The sequence below is a fragment of the Streptomyces sp. NBC_00683 genome, assembly GCF_036226745.1.
Lineage (GTDB): Bacteria > Actinomycetota > Actinomycetes > Streptomycetales > Streptomycetaceae > Streptomyces.
In genome coordinates, this window is sequence record NZ_CP109013.1 from 1,035,880 (window position 1) to 1,053,163 (window position 17,284).

At 68.7% G+C, this 17,284-nt stretch carries 10 protein-coding genes and 3 pseudogenes; 2 read left to right on the forward strand and 11 right to left on the reverse strand.

Features of this window, described 5'->3' with window-relative positions; genetic code table 11:
- Positions 1 to 49 precede the first annotated feature (49 nt).
- The 8 genes from OG257_RS04645 to OG257_RS04680 form a co-directional block, all read right to left on the reverse strand.
- Positions 50 to 1,102 (reverse strand): cytochrome d ubiquinol oxidase subunit II, encoded by a 1,053-nt coding sequence (locus tag OG257_RS04645; protein WP_329204971.1) that lies wholly within the window; start codon positions 1,100 to 1,102, stop codon positions 50 to 52.
- Positions 1,102 to 2,577, reverse strand: coding sequence for a cytochrome ubiquinol oxidase subunit I (locus OG257_RS04650; protein WP_329204972.1), 1,476 nt, complete (start codon positions 2,575 to 2,577; stop codon positions 1,102 to 1,104). Before OG257_RS04650 ends, OG257_RS04645 begins: the two co-directional genes overlap by 1 nt.
- 34 nt (positions 2,578 to 2,611) lie before the next feature.
- Positions 2,612 to 3,451 carry an SDR family oxidoreductase gene (locus OG257_RS04655; protein WP_329204974.1) on the reverse strand — a complete coding sequence of 280 codons (840 nt, stop codon included), beginning with the start codon at positions 3,449 to 3,451 and terminating at the stop codon, positions 2,612 to 2,614.
- Positions 3,452 to 3,629: 178 nt separating this feature from the next.
- Positions 3,630 to 5,147, reverse strand: a complete 1,518-nt coding sequence (locus OG257_RS04660) for an aldose epimerase family protein (protein ID WP_329204976.1) — start codon at positions 5,145 to 5,147, stop codon at positions 3,630 to 3,632.
- Between the two features lie 119 nt (positions 5,148 to 5,266).
- Positions 5,267 to 7,570 (reverse strand): SpoIIE family protein phosphatase, encoded by a 2,304-nt coding sequence (locus tag OG257_RS04665; protein ID WP_329204978.1) that lies wholly within the window; start codon positions 7,568 to 7,570, stop codon positions 5,267 to 5,269.
- A gap of 154 nt (positions 7,571 to 7,724) precedes the next feature.
- A complete protein-coding gene (locus OG257_RS04670) occupies positions 7,725 to 9,305 on the reverse strand; it encodes a GMC family oxidoreductase (RefSeq protein WP_329204979.1) in 1,581 nt (526 codons plus the stop codon).
- A gap of 160 nt (positions 9,306 to 9,465) precedes the next feature.
- Positions 9,466 to 10,410, reverse strand: coding sequence for a cyclase family protein (locus OG257_RS04675; RefSeq protein WP_443054284.1), 945 nt, complete (start codon positions 10,408 to 10,410; stop codon positions 9,466 to 9,468).
- A 453-nt stretch (positions 10,411 to 10,863) separates the two neighbouring features.
- Positions 10,864 to 11,511 (reverse strand): TetR/AcrR family transcriptional regulator, encoded by a 648-nt coding sequence (locus OG257_RS04680; RefSeq protein ID WP_329214895.1) that lies wholly within the window; start codon positions 11,509 to 11,511, stop codon positions 10,864 to 10,866.
- Positions 11,512 to 11,670: 159 nt separating this feature from the next.
- On the opposite strand from OG257_RS04680, the gene OG257_RS04685 reads away from it, so the two are divergent.
- Positions 11,671 to 13,143: an MFS transporter gene (locus OG257_RS04685; protein ID WP_329204981.1), complete on the forward strand. Its 1,473-nt coding sequence runs from the start codon at positions 11,671 to 11,673 to the stop codon at positions 13,141 to 13,143.
- A gap of 550 nt (positions 13,144 to 13,693) precedes the next feature.
- Here OG257_RS04685 and OG257_RS04690 read toward each other — a convergent pair.
- A pseudogene (locus tag OG257_RS04690) lies at positions 13,694 to 13,798 on the reverse strand (IS5/IS1182 family transposase); the annotation flags it as partial.
- A gap of 179 nt (positions 13,799 to 13,977) precedes the next feature.
- Positions 13,978 to 14,985 carry an HNH endonuclease signature motif containing protein gene (locus tag OG257_RS04695; protein ID WP_329204983.1) on the reverse strand — a complete coding sequence of 336 codons (1,008 nt, stop codon included), beginning with the start codon at positions 14,983 to 14,985 and terminating at the stop codon, positions 13,978 to 13,980.
- A 327-nt stretch (positions 14,986 to 15,312) separates the two neighbouring features.
- On the opposite strand from OG257_RS04695, the pseudogene OG257_RS04700 reads away from it, so the two are divergent.
- Positions 15,313 to 15,639 (forward strand): annotated as a pseudogene (locus OG257_RS04700) (transposase); the annotation flags it as partial.
- A 162-nt stretch (positions 15,640 to 15,801) separates the two neighbouring features.
- Here the strand turns inward: OG257_RS04700 and OG257_RS04705 are convergent.
- A pseudogene (locus OG257_RS04705) lies at positions 15,802 to 17,236 on the reverse strand (IS1380 family transposase).
- Positions 17,237 to 17,284: the final 48 nt, after the last annotated feature.

A 17,284-nucleotide genomic window follows, 5' to 3' on the forward strand; every position in this document is an offset into this window, starting at 1 on the left:
CCCCCTTCGGTGGAGTCCTGACGCAGTGGAAGTTCGGCCGTACCGACGGTCAGGTGGTGCCGGCGCTGCCGCCTTGAGGCTCGCCGCCTTGCCGCAGGTCGGCATCGGTCAGTTCTTGGAGTTCGCCTCTGGTGTCGAGCCAGTACAGGAAGGCGACGGCCGGCACCACGATCACCAGGGCGACAAGGGTGACGACCGCCAGCCAGGCCAGCGTGGTCGATGCGCCGGCGCCCTCGGCGACCGTCAGCGACTCCGGGAGGAGGTAGGGGCGCTGAGCCAGGCCCCACGCGAGGACCGCGCAAGCGACGGCACCGACGGCCGAGGCACGGGCCAAGCCGCCCGGTCTCCGCACGAGCAGCCACACCGTGGCGAAGGAAGCCAGCGCGCCGGCGATACCGAAGGCCAGCCCCACCCCGTGGGTCAGCCCGTGCCACACGTGCGGAGCGTCCTCACTGGCGACGAACAGGGTGATCACCACCAGCACGACGAGCACGGCAAAGCTCAACAGCCCGCGCCGCCGGAAGTAGGCGACCAGGTCGGGTGCGTCGAAGCGTCGGGCATCCCCCGTCAGGAACACGGCGCCCAGGAACGCGGTCGCTGCGACGGCGAGCAGCCCGAACATGATCGAGGTGGGGTTGGACCAGGCATCCGCCGACGCCTCCGTACCGATTTTCACCCGGCCCGAGGCGACACCCCCCACCGCGGCGCCGAGGAAGAACGGCGTCACGAGCGACGCACAGGCGAACACGGCACCGTAGAGACGCCGTTCCGCGAGCCGGCGGGCGACCTTGCGGAAGGCGAAACCGGCGCCGCGCAGGACCAGGCCCACCGCTGCCAGGGCCAGAGGCAGCCACATCGCGGAGAACACGGCCTGGAACAGGGTGGGGAAGCCGGTCCACATGATGACGAAGACGAAGATCAACCAGACGTTGTTGACCTCCCACACGGGTGCCATCGCGTGATCGATGAGCCAGCGCGGTCGCTTGCCGCGTTCGGCGCCTCCCGCGGTCAGGTCCCAGAAGCCCGCCCCGTAGTCGGTACCCCCCGCGCAGGTGTACGCGGTGATGGCCAGCAGCAGCACCACTGCCATCAGGTCGGCCATCACCGCCCCTCACCCCGGGACCGGGTGGAGCCACCGACGGCGCCGTCACCTGCGGGGACGGTCGCCCGGGGGCCGTAGGGGCCGTCTGTCTCCGGATCCTCCGCCTTACGCCCGGCGGCCTGTTGTGCGTCGGCGAGCCGCCATCGGGTGCGCAGCTTGAGCAACACGGCCAGGAGCGATCCGAAGATGAACACGTACACGACGATCACCACGCCGAGCATGATCCACAGGGTGGACGAGCGTGTCGCCGTGACAGCCTCGGCCACGCGCATGTTCTGGTAGACGATCCAGGGCTGGCGTCCCACCTCGGTCGCGATCCAGCCGCATTCGACAGCCACCACCGAGGCCAGACCCGCGCAGGCCGCGCTGCCGTAGAACCACTTGGACTCGGGAAGCCTGCGGTGCCGCAGCCAGACCAGGCCGTACCAGAGCGCGAGGAGTACCAGGGCGGAGCCGATGAGGACCATGATGTCGAAGGCCCAGTGGGCGATCGTCGCCTGCACGGCGGTCGGCCGTTCGTCCGCCGGCACGGAGGTCAGCCCGACGACCTTGGTGTCCGGGCTGAATCCGGCGAGAACGGAGTCGAGCAGCGGAACCTTGATACCGCCCGAGATGGAACCGTCGGAGTGCAGGCGGCCGAACAGGTACTCCGGTACGCGGGTGTCGGTCTTCCAGACGATCTCCAGGGCCGCGAACTTCACCGGCTGCTTGTGGAACACCGACCGGGCGATGGAGTCACCCAGGACGAACTGCACCGGGGTCGCAATAGCCGCGATGGTGAAGGGAATGGTGAAGCCGAGCCGGTGATAGCGGTCACGGCGTCCCCTCAGCCACCCAACGGCGTAGACGCCGGCCACCATGTAGCCGGCGGTCAGCAGCATGGCCACGACGAAGTGCCAGTACTGCGGCCCGAACATCGGCGTGAAGATCGCCTTCCAGATGTTCACGTCCGTCGGCTTGCCGGCGGAGTCGAGGGAGAAGCCCTGCGGTGTGTTCATCCAGGAGTTGGCCGCCAGGATGCCGAATGCCCCGAGCAGAGCGACGGCCGGGAGCGGCAGCCCGAGGAGGAAGTGTGTCCGGGGCTTCAGCCTCCGCCACCCGTAGAGGTAGATGGCGATGAGAACCGCTTCGAGGAAGAACGCCCATGCCTCGACCCCGAAGCCGATTCCGAAGACGTCGCCCCATCTGCCCATCAACCCCGGCCAGAGCAGCCCGAATTCGAAGGAGAGGACGGTGCCGGTGACGACGCCGACGGCGAACTGCACCGCCATGACCGCCGACCAGCGCCGTGCCAGCAGGAGGGCTGTCGCGTCCTTGCGACGCAGCCCGCGGTAGTGCATGACCAGGGTGATCAGCGGCAGGGCGACGCCCAGCGGGACCAGGATGATGTGGGAGGCCAGGGTGAAGGCCATGAGCTCCCGGGCCGGCAGGAGTTGATCCGGAGCATTGGCCAGCAGGTGGACCGAGGTGTGCATAACCGCCTTCGCTGTTCGGGACCTGCGAAAGAGGTCAGCCGCCGGTGGCGAACCCGGGGAAGAGCGTCATCCCGCCGTCGACGTAGAGGGTCGTCCCCACGACGTAGTCCATGAGGTCCGATGCGAGAAGGACAGCCGCGTGGGCGATGTCCTCGGGTTCACCGATGCGGTCGTAGGGGATCAGACGCAGGAGGTCCTCCTGGGCCGCCTGCGTCTCCCACGCACTGCGGTTGATGGGGGTCTTGATGGCTCCGGGGGCGACGGCGTTCACCCGGATCTTCTCCGGTGCGAGCTCCTGGGCCATGGTCTGCATCATCATCTGCACGCCTCCCTTGGAGGAGGCGTAGTTCACGTGCCCTGCCCAGGGGATGATCTGGTGGACCGAGCTCATACAGATGATCTTCCCGGCCGCCCGGGAGACCTCCGGGACCACTCCGCGCCGACGGAACTCCTTGACCGCCTCCCGCGCGCACAGGAACTGGCCCGTGAGGTTGACGTCGAGGACCTTCTGCCACTGGGCGAGCGTCATATCGGTGAACTTCGCGTCACGCTGCAGACCGGCATTGGCGACCAGGATGTCCAGTGTCCCGAATTCCTGGACCGTCCGGTCCAGCATCGCGGTCACCTGGTCCTCCTGCGACACATCGGCCTCGACGGCCACTGCGCGGACCCCGAACGAGGCGATCTCCTCGACCACTTGCTCGGCCGCGTCGCGCCCGCTCACGTAGTTGACCACCACGTTGGCACCGGCCTTGCCGAGTCCGATGGCAGTGGCTTTGCCGATGCCCGAATTGGCGCCGGTCACCAGTGCGGTCTGGCCCTCCAGCAACTTTGCCGGCAGAGCACCCCGCGATGCCTGGACGTGGGAATCCATGATGCCCTGTCTCCTCGCTGCGCCGCTCCTGGTACGCCCGGCCGCTGCCCGGCAGGCGGGGATCAGGCAATCACCGGATGAACGCGGCGGCAGCCCTGGCGTGCTGCTGTTGGGCCATTGGGCGGAGCGGCTTCCCCCGGTCGGCCCAGCCACGGCGCCGGGCGCTCGGCTCATGGGCTCAGGAGGGTGGCCGCCGCCATGCCCCGAGGCCCCATCGGAGCACATGGGTGTCGCCCGGCTGCAGTACCTCGGTGCCGAGGCCGCTTCGAAAGGCATCCGGCGGGCAGGACATCGGCTCCACCGCGACGCCCCGACGGCGTTCGGTCTCCGGCAGCGTGTCGCCCGTGTAGATCTGCACGTACCGAACGCCTTCGCCGAGTCTGACATCCACTCCGTGATCCCCTGAGGGGTGGGCCAGCCGTACGACGGCCACGTCGCCGTCGACGCGGTCGAGGCCGAAGGCGGTGTCCAGCTGTCGGGAGCCGATGGGGCGAGCCGTACGGAAGTCGAAGTCCGAGCCTTCCACGGGCTCCTGGCCGGTGGGCAGGCCCCGGCTGTCGGTGAGGAAGCGCTCCCGTACGGGCAGGGTCAGTACGACCGTGTCGACCCGGCCGGTGCCGAGTGTCAGATACGGATGCTGCCCCACTCCGTAGGGAGCGGGCCCGTCCCCCACGTTGGTCGCGGAGACGACGACGTCGAGGCCGTCGGGCCCCAGCCGGTACTCGGCGGTCACGTCCAGCAGGAAGGGATAGCCCGGCTGCGGACGGAGTACGGTACCCAGCCGCAGCGACTCCTCGCTCCAGGCCTGCAACTGCCAGGGGACCCAGCGGAGGAGGCCGTGGATCGCGTTGCCCTTCTCGGGCTCGGTCAGCGGGAGTTGCAGGTCCACGCCCTCGAAGTGGTAGCGGCCGTCACCGATGCGGTTGGGCCAGGGGATGAGCAGTTGCCCCCTGCCACCGGTGATGGGGGCTTCGGGGGCGAAGCCGTCCAGCAGGGCACGGCCGTCCACCTCGTAGTGGCGCAGGGCGGCGCCCAGTTGGACCACGACGGCCTTCTGCCCCTTCCACGTCAGGGTCCACTGTTCACCTGTCGGGCTGACGGGAGTACCTGCGGGCGGGACAACGGGTTCCGTTGCGGGCGGTGGGGCGCGGTGCAGCAGCGAGGTCAGCGCGGCGACGATCGCCGGCGGCGGCTGATCGATCTCCACCACCAGGGGACGCTCATCCGGTTCCGGTTCCTCGAAGTCGGCGATCTGGCTCTCCAGCAGGCTCGCCGGGAAGAAGTGGCCTCGCCTGCCGGACAGTCGGGAGTGGATCAGTTCCGGTGTGCCATGCAGGTACACGAGGCGCACTTCGGGCCTCCCGGACAAAAGCCGGTCACGGTAGGCACGCTTGAGGCCGGAGCAGGTGACGACCGCCGGCTGGTTCGCGGCGATCTCGTGGTCCAGCCATGCGGAGATGGCATCCAGCCAGGGCTCGCGATCGGCGTCCGTGAGCGCCTGACCGGCTGCCATCCGGGCTCGGGCGGTCGCGGAGTGGAATTCGTCCGCGTCCCGGTAGGACCAGCCGAGCCGCTCGGCGAGCAGCCGGCCCACGGTGGTCTTGCCGGACCCTGACATGCCGACGACCAGGACCAGGGAGGTCGACGGTCCGCGGGCCTCGTCATGGGCGGCGGCCGTCGGCGTCTCTCTCGTCATGGAGGTTCCTCCGTGTCACGGACGTCCCCCTCGGGGGACCTGTGACTCCAATCTCGGCCACCCGGCCAGGAGGCGCACCTCGGGCGGAGGGGCAGGGTGCCCCGCGAGGAGGCGTTCCGCTACACCTGGGCCGACGGAGTGGACGGGGGCATCTCCTGCTCGGTCCAGATCGTCTTGCCCTCGCTCGTGAAGCGGGCGCCCCACCGTTGGGCGAGCTCGGCGCAGATGAACAGTCCGCGGCCGCCCTCGTCCGTGGTCTGTGCCTGGCGCAGGTGCGGTGCGACAAGGCTGGAATCGCGGACTTCGCACGTCAGGGTGGGGCCGTTGATGAGTCGCAGCTCGAGTGGGGGCTTGCCGTAACGGATGGCGTTGGTGGCGAGTTCGCTCACGATGAGTTCGGTGCCGAAGGTGAGCTCGTCGAGGCCCCAGTCGGCCAGCTGCCGACGGGCCCAGGCACGTGCGGTGGCCACGGCCGAGGGGTCCGCCGGCAGGTCCCGCTCGGCCACCCGGTCGGCCTCCAGGGCATGGGCACGGACGAGGAGCAGGATGGCGTCGGTGCCGTGCCCCTCGGGAGCGGCTTTGCGGACTGCTTCCTCGCACATCGCGTCCAGTGAGCGGCCGGTGTCCGCGAGAACCTGCTGGACTTCCTCCGTGCGCGCACCGGTGCGGCGGTCCTGCGGAGGCAGGAACGTATCCGTGTGGAGCCCGATGACGCTTCCCTCGTCCAGATCGAAACGGGTGGAGGCGAACACCGCGCCGTCCGTGGCCGTGCCGAGAGACGGAGCCTGGGGGAACTCAGGGACGGCCGTGGCCCCGCCGGGACGGGCGAACAGCGGGGGCGGATTGCCTGCGAGAGCGATCGTGCAACTGAGGGACAGCGGATCGTAGATGCCGTACACGCATCCCGCGGTCAGCTCCTCGTCGGTGTGTCCGAGGTCGAGGGCGGAACGCTCGGCAGCCAGGCGCGCGACCGTGTCGTTGAGCCGGGCCAGCAACTCGTCGCATTCGAGGTCCAGCGACGACAAGGTATGGATGGCGGTTCGAATCTGCCCCATGGCTGTCGTCGCCTGGATCCCTTCCCCCGAGACACGGCCGACCGTGAAGGCCACACGCGCGCCGGAGAGCGGAATGACGTCGAACCAACCGCCGCCCACGGCTCCCGGCCGGTGGAAATGGGCCGTCACCAGGGCAGCCCGAACGGGAGGGCTCTGCGGGAGGAGGTGGCGCTGCAGCGTGAGGGCGATGGTGTGTTCACGTGTGTAGCGCCGGGCGTTGTCGATGTGCAGGGCGATGCGTGCGGCCAGGTCCAGAGCGAGGTCGAGGTCCTTCTGCTCGAACACCGCGCGCCCGGTGGACCGGTGGAGACTCAGCGTCCCGAGCACTCCGTCCCTCAGGGTCAGCGGAGTGATGATGGCGGAATGGGCCCGGGGCGGGCCGGGCGCCGGGGCCGGGCGGTGGACGATGAGGTGAGGCTGCAGGTCGGTGAGCGACTGCGACCAGGCTGCTGGAAAGCGGAGCGGCCCCAGGTCCGGGTCCTCCGCCGAAGGAGGGCGCTCCACGGAGGCGAAGCCCATACGTCGTAGCGGCACGTCGGGCGGCACCGGCGCGGACGGTGGTTCGTCCCCGCGGATGACCGGGTCCAGGAGGTGCACCTCGGCTTCGTCCGCGAAGGCGGGTACCAGCACGCGGACCAGATCCATGCAGGTCGTGTCCATTTCCAGGGTGCGGCCCACGTGTTCCCGCACGGCGTTGATAATCCGCGTACGCGACAGGGCCTGCTCACGCTCGGTGACGTCGACCACCGCGCTCGCGACACCGAGGGCCTGTCCGTCGGGGTCAAGGAGCGGGAACACCGACACTTCGTACAGATGCTCCCGGTCCTGGTCGGTGGGCGGGGTCGCTCCCACGATCCTGCCGATCGCCGGCTCACCGGTGTCGAGTACGCCTCGCACCATGGCCGTCGTCGCCTCGGGGCTCGTGACGCGGAACGCCTCGTCCAGCCGGCGCCCGACCAGACGGTCTGCAGGTACCCCACGGATACCGCCGGCTGCCGTGTTCACCCGGAGGATCCGCAGGTCGGGGTCCACGACCTGCATCCCGATGGGGGACATGGTGAACAGCGCCCTCAGCAGGGCCTTGCCGAGCGGATCGTCGACCTCGCCGGACGCCGCCCGGTACACACCCCAGGCCCTGGAGCCGTCAGGGCGGACCAGCTGTCGCAGCAGCAGCCCCTCGGCCTCCGCACCTCCGGTCCGCGACCACAGGTTCTCGGTATCCGGTCCCGCCGCGGCGGGGAGCAGCTCCCAGGCGGGACGCCCCACCGCTTCCGAGGCGGCACGGCCGAATGCCGTTTCGGCCTCCTGGGTCCACTCGAGCACGGTTCCCGACACGTCCACGACCAGCAGCGCGTCGTCTGATGCCATTGACGGATCGCCTCCGGTCTCCCCCACGGTCCCACCTGGCCACATCACTGTGCCGGCGCGCTCGCTCCTCGCTCCTCTCCCAGGTTGCCGCCCTCGCCGAGGATCCGCACGTCGGAGCCGCACGGGCATCCGGGGCGTGCCGGATACCGCCCTGTCAGCCCAGCCGGGCGGCGATGTGGTCGCCGACGCGCAGGGCGTTGGCGATGGCGGTCAGTGACGGGTTCACCGCGCCGATGCTGGGGAAGAAGCTGGTGTCCACGACGTAGAGGTTGTCGAGGTCGTGGGCCTTGCAGTTGACGTCGAGGGCCGAACTCCGCGGGTCGTCGCCGAACCGCACGGTGCCGGCCTGGTGCGCGGTGGCGCCGATCGGCATGCCCTTGTGCAGGTAGATGCTGTGATCCAGCAGATGGTGCTCGTGCATGCCCAGGTGCCCGAGCATGCCCCGCAGCTTGTGCTGGAGGCGCTTCAGCCCGGCGACGTTGTTCTTCTCGTCGAGGGCCAGGTGAATGGCGTCGTCCTTGTCGAGGGTCACCCTGCTCTCGGGCAGCGGAAGGTCCTCCCCGCACAGCCAGAAGTCGACGGCGTGGTGCGCGAGGACCTCGAAGGGCATGTCGGGCAGGACCGCGCCGGCCCAGCGCGGTGCCTCGCCGTGGATCTGTTCGGCGTCCGACTTGCCGAGCATCTGGATGCCGCCGAGCGGATAGTCCCAGTCGTCCGCGCCCAGGTACCAGTCGTTCAGCGCCAGTGTCTTCTGGAACCTGGTGGGGTTCGGTTCCTTCGACACCGCCATCAGTGCCAGGTTGTTGTGCCGCATGTAGTGGCGCCCGACCACGCCCGAGCTGTTGGCCAGTCCGCCAGGGTGCTTGTCGTTGGCCGAACGCAGCAGCAGGACGGCGGAGTTGACCGCGCCTGCGGCGACCACCACGATGTCGGCGCTGAATTTCTCGGTGGTTCCGTCCTTGAGTTCGGCGACGACTCCGGTGACGGTGCGTCCGGTCGAGTCGGTCTCCAGGCGCCGGACATCGGCGTGGGTCACCATCGTGACGTTGTCGTACGTGAGCGCCGGGTCGACGCAGATCACCTGCGCGTCGGACTTCGCGCCCACCAGGCAGGGGAAGCCGTCGACCCTGTCACAGCGGATGCAGACGCTGTCGTGGGTGGCCCGGCCTTGCTCGTCCTGGGTGAGGTTCACGCCGATGGGCAGGTGGAAGGGGTGCAGGCCGACCTTCTCCAGGTCGTCACTGAGCTGCTGGATGCGCGCCTCGTGCTCCACCGGCGGGTACGCGTACTGCGCGCCGGCCGGCCCTTCCGTGGGGTCCTCGCCGTGTCGGCCGTGAACCAGGTAGAGGTGCTCGGCCTCGGTGTAGTACGGCTCCAGGTCCTCGTAACGGATCGGCCAGGCCGGAGAGATGCCGTCGTGGTGACGCAGTTCCCCGAAGTCCTCGGGCCGGAGCCGGAAGAGTGCGGCGCCGTAGAACTTGGTGTTGCCCCCGACGTAGTAGTTGACCTCCGGCGGGAACTGTTTGCCGTGCTTGTCGTACCAGAACTCGGGGGCACGGTACTTGCCCTTGACGAAGACGGCGGTGGAGTCCCAGTTGTCACGCTCCCGGGGCAGGTATCCGCCGCGCTCCAGGATCAGGACCCGTTTGCCGGTGGGCGCCAGCCGGTGCGCGAGCGTACCGCCACCCGCTCCCGTACCGATGATGATGACGTCGTAGTGCTGATCGTCTGCCATGAGAGGGTCCCGTTCTAGGAGTCATCGGCTGTCCTGGCCGTCGCGCCCGTCCGGGGGTCTGGACCGTGCTGCTCCAGGCAGACATGCGCACAATTGGGATATTCGCGCCACCAAATCTCAACGTATCGGGTGGTCCGGACGGCGGCGACCCGGGGAGCCCTCAGAGGACGGCGATCGGGTTCACCGGTGAACCCGTGGCGTGCGGCAGCCTCAGCGGGGCGATCACGCAGAGGAACGACCACCGTCCCTCCGCCTCGCAGGCCGGTACCAGGTCCTCGAACTGCAGGTAGTCCAGCAGATGGAGGCCCATGGCGTGGATCGCCAGCACATGCACGGGGAAGTCGACCCCCTCGGTGGAACTCGGGGCCGTGTCGTTGTTCCCGTCGCCGCCGAGCACGGCCACCTTCCGGTCAGCCAGGAACTCCATCGCCGTCGGATGGAGGCCGACGCGCTCACGTGCCGCGTGCCACGGTCCGAGCTCCGCGCGGCGTCGGCGGTGACCGACCCGGACGAACAGGAGGTCGCCCTCGCCCACGCGGACGTCCTGGGCGGTCTCGGCGGCGGTGAGGTCGTCAGCGGTCACGTGATCACCGGGTTCGAGCCATGGCACGCCGCGCAGCCGCGGAATGTCCAGCAGCACGCCGCGACCGACGATCCCGTCGCGGGCCGCCGCGATGGAGAGGGCAGTTGCCCCGCTCGCCGTGACACTGCTCGCGGCCACGCCGCCGTGGAGGGTGCCGTCGTAGATCACGTGGCAGAGGGCGTCGATGTGGCTGTCGGCGTCCCCGTGCACGTTCATCGCGAAGCTGTCCCTCGCGAAGTGGAGCCCGTGCGAGGTGTCTTCGTCGGGCTGCCCGATCATCCGGTGCCTCGCGGGCTCCGGATTGTCCGGGCCCGGCAGTGTGTCCACCGGCGCGGCGAGCGTGACTGTCCGGCCGGTCCGTACCTCCCGGGCGGCGGCCACCACCCGGGCAGGAGTCACGACGTCCAGAGCGCCTCTGTCACCCGCCGCCCAGGCGGCGCGGGAGCGCAGGCGCCGGTACAGCACGCCGAACTCGTCCTCGGTCAGCCGTGGCGGTCCGCCCGGGCGGGTATCGGTGACCACGGCTCAGCTCCCTCGCACAGCGTCGGACCCGGGAACGGCACACGAGGCCGGCCCGCCAGCCTGCAGGTAGCCCATCAAGCCGTGTTCGGCATCGACAGAACGGCGATTCATGGCTGCTCCGGAATCTCGGCATCCAGGATCGTGTCAACTGCGGTACGCCTCCAGCAGCCGCCGCAGAAGACACACCGCAGCCTCCCATCCGGAGCACTCGGCAAGAGCCTGAAATCTTCGGACACGCCGCTGCCAGTCCCTCGCCTGCACCGCACGGCCGATCCGTCCCTTGCACTCCGCGTCTTTCAGCGGCGGATGACGCCCTGGCGGCCTCTCGACGGGTGATGCGCGGAGTGCCCCGGAGGCCCGTGCCGTGGAAGTCGCGGGTCACCGGGGCACCTGTTGGACTGTCATGTCGAAGCGATCACACGTCGGCCATCAGTCCTCGCCCGGGCGATTCGTTCAGGCGTCGGCCTGGAGGCGCAACCCCGCCAGGGTCAGGTCCAGCGCGGCGCGAAACTGCTCGATGTCGTCGTGCCCGTCGAACTCGTCGACGATCTCGTGCACGAAGGGGAAGTCGCGGGCATCGAGCTCCCGCCACGTCGCGGCGAACCGCCCGAGGAATTCGTCGCGGCCGACGGCGCCGTCGAGAACCTCCTGAGGGGGTTCCTGCCCCAGGTCGACCGCGGAACCGACGACGACCGTCGTGATCGCCGAGACGGCATGGAACCGCTGGCGCGCGGTGAGTTTCAGCCGCAGGGTCGGCCGCCCCAGCATGTCGTACAGGCGCAGGGCATTGCCCTGGACATCGGTGTTGCGCATGAAGTAGTTCCCGAGCCAGGGCCGCACCAGGATCGCGTCGAACAGCGCCAAGGACATCGCGCGCAGGTCGTCGATCGGGTCGTCGCCGGGCTCGAGCGCCTCGATGTCGGCGAGGACGCCGCCGATGACGTGATCGGTGGCGCGGTCGAGCAGTTCGTCCTTGCTCGCGACGTACCAGTAGATGCTGGCCACGCCGCCTCCGAGGCGCTGTGCGAGCGCCCGGAACGTCAACGCCGAAGGACCCGCTTCGTCGAGCAGCGCCACCGCCTCGGTGAGCACGGACTCCATCGAGTGCGAAGCCCGACGACGGCCGCCTGCGGCGGCACGGTTCTGGTGGCGCGGCATGACTTCTGCCCTTCGTTTGCATCTCTATCGAACGCTGTTCTATCGTACCTCATGGAACACCGTTCGATACTCGATCGGTGTTCGATAGAAAGGAGCGCCGCCATGACGACCGCGATGCTGAAACCCCCCGTCTCCCGCACCTATCCCTCTCTGCGCGCCGCGTGGATCCCGCTGGCCGCTCTCTGCCTGGCCTTCTTCGTGGAGATGGTCGACAACACCCTGCTGTCCATTGCGCTGCCCACCATCGGGCGCGACCTCGGCGGCGGGACCACCGCGCTGCAGTGGGTCACCGGCGCGTACTCACTCACCTTCGGCGGTCTGCTGCTCACCGCGGGCTCCATGGCCGACCGGCTCGGCCGCCGCCGCGTCCTGCTCGTCGGGCTCGCCGTGTTCGGCGCGCTGAGCCTGTGCGCCGTCTGGGTCACCACCGCGGGCGAGCTCATCGCCCTGCGCGCCGCGCTCGGCATCGCCGCCGCGGCGATGGCCCCGATCACGAACTCGCTGGTCTTCCGCCTCTTCGACGACAAGGCGCTGCGGATGCGCGCCATGACACTGATGATCGTCGTCGGCATGTCCGGCTTCATCCTCGGACCGCTGATCGGCGGCACGGCCCTGGCCCACGTGCGCTGGGAGTGGCTGCTCGTCGTCAACGCCCCGATCGCTGTGATCGCCTGGATCGGGGTCCGCCTCGGCGTCCCGACCGACCGGCCCGAGGACCTGACCCGCGACCGGCTCGACATACCGGGCGCCGCGCTGAGCGTCGCCACCATCGGGCTCGCCTGCTACGCACTGACCAGCGGCGTCGAGAACGGCTGGCTCTCCGCCCTCACCATCGGCTCGGTCGCGGGCGCGGTCGTAGCAGCGACCGCCTTCGTCCGGCACGAGCGCCGCACCCGGGCCCCCATGCTGGACCTCAGCCTGTTCTCCAACGGCACGGTCCGCGGCGCAGCGGTGGCACAGATCGGTACGTCCATCGCGATGGCCGGCGTGATGTTCGGACTCATCCTCCACTTCCAGTACGCCTACGGCTGGAGCCCCGTACGGGCCGGCCTCGCCAACCTGCCGCTGATCGTGACCATGCTGCTCGCGACGCCCGTGTCCGAGGGCCTGGCCCGCCGCTACGGCCACCGCGTCGCCTGCCTGGTGGGCGCGGCCTGCCTGGCCGTCGCGCTGGCGGGACTGTCCTGGGGCGTCGAGCACGGCTACCTCGTCATCGCGCTCTGCATGGTGCTCATGACGGTCGGACTGCGGACCGTCATGACGATCTGCGCGGTCGCGCTCGTCGACTCGATGCCGGCCAACCGCACCTCGATGGGAACCGCGCTCAACGACACCGCGCAGGAGGTCGGCACCAGCGTCGGCACCGCCGCGGTCGGCACGCTGATCGCCGCACTGGTCACCACCCAGCTCCCGGCCGGTGTGTGGAGCAGCGACCTCGTCACCTCCTTCTTCCACGGCGAGCGAATCGCCTACGCCGTGCTCGCCGTCGCCGTCGGCCTGATCGCAACGGTCGGCGCGCTGAGCCTCACGGACTCCCGCAGTGTGGAGGAGGCAGCGCCCGCGGAGGTCGCCTGACCGGACCACGGTCCACCTCGTGAGCAGGCGATGGAGGCGATCCGTGCAGCGTGGGACGTATGCCGGGTCCGGCTGTGTGCACTGGGCGGCGGTACCTAACCCCGATAGGACTCCAGCAGCCGCCGTTAAAGCTAGAAATTACGAAGCCCAGCGCACTGGATCAACCGAATCGGAACGGGCTGTCGGTCAGACCCCGGTAGCGGAGGCCATGCGTCGACAGCCCGCGTCAGGAGAGCGAGAGGGGGTGCCCTCTCGCGCGGGGGTTCCCGAGCGCCCGGTGGTCCGGAACCCCTGCATGATGACCCCATAAGAACATCAGCACTGGGCAGGACTCGAACAACCTGAGGCGCTTGGCTATCTTGATCCGCTCGACGACATCGTAGACACGAACGATGCGTTCACCCAGCAGACGACCCGCCGCTGGGCGAGGAGCCACCGCAGCGCCCCGGCCCGGTAAGTCGCGGTTCATCGGCTGGTCCGCCACCCGAAGGCCACCAAGTCCGCCGCCGTGTTCCGCAACATCAAGAGCGCGTAATGCCCATGCACGCTGTATCCAGGAAACATGCTCGACGAGCTCGTGAGGGACGTCGAGCATGGCAGGATACGGAACCAACAGGGCCTCTTCGGTCGCCGGTGTGTTGAGTGAGATCACCACGCCAACGACGAGAGGCCCTGGCTCGTCACCGCACTTGCTGACCAGCCCGTTCACCTGCCAGCACAGGATGAAAGAGGCTCACTGAACCTGTTTGACCCTGCGTTGGAGGGTGAAACAGGTTTACTGCGTGTTCCAGATGTCGGCCTTGCCTGTTTGGACAAGGCTCCTCGCATGGCTGGTCAGAATGCTGCATCCTTTTGCCGGGCGAGCTCGCCTAGGACCCTCGTCAGCTCTTTCCTGGTGCGGCCGTACGTCTTGACGCGGTGGCAATTGGGGCATAGCGCCACCATGTTCCACGGAAGATCAGGGCCACCGTCCTCAAGGGCATGGACGTGGTCCACTTCCAGGATTGCGCTGCCGTCGTCCTTTACGTCGGCTGGCTGCCCCGCGCACCCAGGGTTCTCGCACAGCCCGCCGCAGCGCACAAGGACGGCGTCCCTTGACTGTTCAATCCGGGCCCGCTTGGAGGAGCTCTTACGTCGAATCCCGCGCATCGTTGGCTCACGCTGCTCGGCAATGGCGACTAGGCGTCGGTACTCCGAGCGCCTGTCACGGCGCCGTTGCTCGTGGATGACGGCTGAGCTCGGGGGGATCACCTCCAAAGTCTCCTCGACCTGAACCAGCTTCCCGGCCTCGCATTTCCTGTGTCGAAACTGGCCAAGCTGAAGTCCGCCCTTCTCGCATACGGGGCAGACCCTGCCGTCAGGGTAATTAAGGGGGTGGTTCTTCGCTGTCGAGGCATTCACTACTCCTACCGCGGCGGGAGTGGTGCTATCCCCCGTAATCTCGACAGATGTGACCACCAGAGAGCCGCTGAAGGCCTTCTGCTCGGCTCGGAGGACTAGGAGAGCAGCCTTCTCCTTTTCCTCGGGGTTCGTCAGATCCTTCTGCGCCATCTGAAGCGCCTGGACTCTGTCGGTGAGCCGACGGTCCGCCGCCTGGAACCGATGTTGGGCCTCCCGGTGTCGCTGTTCCGCGATCTGGAGCTGTTTCAGCGCGGCGGCATGCCGCTTGGAATTCAGTTGGGCCTTCTCGGTCGCCTGCCGCGCCGCGTCGAGCCTTTGCTGATCCAGGGTGACTGCTTGGCTGTCGCTGAACCGCTGTTGGCGGGCGCGGCTGAATGCGGTGAGAGCGGGCTCAAACCTCTTCCACGCGGCCGAGACTCCAAAAACTGCGGGTGAGGGCATATCGGGGCGCGGGGCACTCAGCCGGACAGGCGGCTGCGGCTTGACACCTCGGCGAGTACGTCGGCGAGTACGTCGGCGAGCAGACGGTAGCGCAGGCGGCAGGTTGGGAGGTTGGAACAGCGGGGTGAGGGACGCCTTCGGGGTCTCCGGAGGTTGCGGCAACATCATCCTTCTATGCAGGTGGAAGTCGGCCTGGCCCGCCTTGTTTCGTCGGCGGCAAACCCAATGCTGTCCCGTCAGACGCTGCTCTCGGTCGCCTTGACCAAAATGTTGTCTCCCGTCTGGCTAAGACCGTGTCCTACGTGAGATCGGCTCGTTCGGTGAGTTATGGGGCGGGGTACATGGAGTTGGATTGTTCCGGACGGGCTGTGGGAGATCGCGGAGCCGCTGGTCCCGCCGTCGAAGGTGCGGCCGCAGGACACGCCTGATGAGACGCTGTTCGCGGCGATCATCTACGTGCTGGTGAGCGGATGCGCCTGGCGGGCGTTGCCGCCGTGCTCCGGGATATCGAAGTCGACGGCCCACCGCAGATTCCTCCTCTGGTCGCGAGCCGGTGTGTGGGGCCGGCTCCATGAGGAGATCCTGCACCGCCTGGATGACGCCGGTCTGCTGGATCTGTCCCGGGCCGTTCTCGACTCCGCCCACGTGAGGGCTAACCTCGATCTTTCGTGACGGTCCGTCGGTTTCTTCGGCGGGCCGTTTCGGTTGTTCGGGCTGGTGGTGGGCACGTTGATGGCCCGGCTGTCGCGTCGGGTGGCGCCGGGTTCCACGGCTCCGGTCAGGGTGGTGCTGCTCGCAGGGGCGGGAGCAGGCTGGTCAGCCGGGGTTCGGGAGAGCTTCGAGCCGGGCGATGGCTTCGGTTATCACGTCGGTCCAGGGCCAGTGGCGTGCGAATCTCAGGTGCCGGCGACGGGCAGTCGTGACGAGTTGGGCGGCGGCGGAGAAGAGGCGGAGCCGGAGTCGGCGGGGCTCCCACCTGGGGGTTTTTCCGGTCAGGGCGAGCATGGGCAGCCAGGCCAGCAGGTCGAAGGCGATCTGGACGATCTCCAGCCAGATCTGGTTCTGTGCGGTGTCGTGCAGGGGCAGGTTGCGCAGGCCGGTGGCGCGGGCGGCACGGATGCGGTCGTCGGCCCGTGCGCGTTGGCGGTGCCGCAGTTCGAGTGCGGCAATGGGGATGTCGGTGGTGCTGGTGGCGAACGCGGTGAGCCGGAGGCCGTCGGCGTCGGTGAACCGCAACTGGCGCCGGGGTGGGGTCGTTCCTTGCGGACGATCAGCCGCATGCCCTTCGGCCAGCCCTTGAGGACGTCGCCGGCCAGTTCGGCGACCCAGGCGCCGTCGCGGATATCACCTTTCGGTTCGACGGCGGGTGTCCACGCGGCGGCCGGGACGTTGAGGACGGCTTGGTGGATGGCGTCGGTGATGGTCATGCCGACCGAGTACGACAGCCACCTGCCCCGCTGGCGAGCCACGCAACGAACTCGTGGGTGCCGCCTGCGGAGTCGGTACGGATCAGCGGCTGGCGTCCACGCCGGTACTTCTTCGGCAGCTGGACCAGAGCGAGTTGGGCGGTGGTGATGTGGTCGGCGGCGGTATCGCTGCCCGCGTTCCCCGGCCGCAGCAGCGCGACCACCGGCTCTCCGGTGCCGCCGCTTCCGTGATCGACGAAGCCAATCAGCGGGTGGTGTCCGTAAGTCTTCTTCCAGGTCGCGGTGGCGTCCTGCTTGTCGGAGTGGGCCAGCACCAGCACCCCGTCCAGGTCCAGGTCCACGATCACCTGTCCGGTGGTGTCCGGCGACGAGGCTCCGGCCAACTTCCAGACGCGCTCGCGTGCTTCGGCTCGTGCTGACCGGATCGCGGTCAGGGCCTTCGAGCCGGCCGCGGCGAGGGTGTCGATGAGGCGGGAGACGGTCGGGTCGGAGGCCACTGAGCCGAACACGGCCGGCTCGGCCCGCATCATCCCGACATCCGCGAGGCAGTCCCCGCCCAGCGCGACCGCGAGGGCGACATCCAGCACGGTCTTGCCCAGATCGTGCACCGCCCGAGCCTTCCGCCACGGCGCCAGCGCCGTTGATATCGCGGTGTCCAAGCCGGACTTGCGGACGGTCTCGACCAGCAGCACGCCCCCGGCCTGGGAGACGACCGCCCGGCCGCCGCCCTCGAAGCGGACACGCGGGTACGACCCGATACGCTTCTTCGCCTGAGAAGTGCTTCTTTCCACGGCACGATCTGGACCCTCGACAAGTCCTACCATTGCAGGTCAGGAGCACTTCTCGCGTTTTCGATCACGCTTTGGACAGCC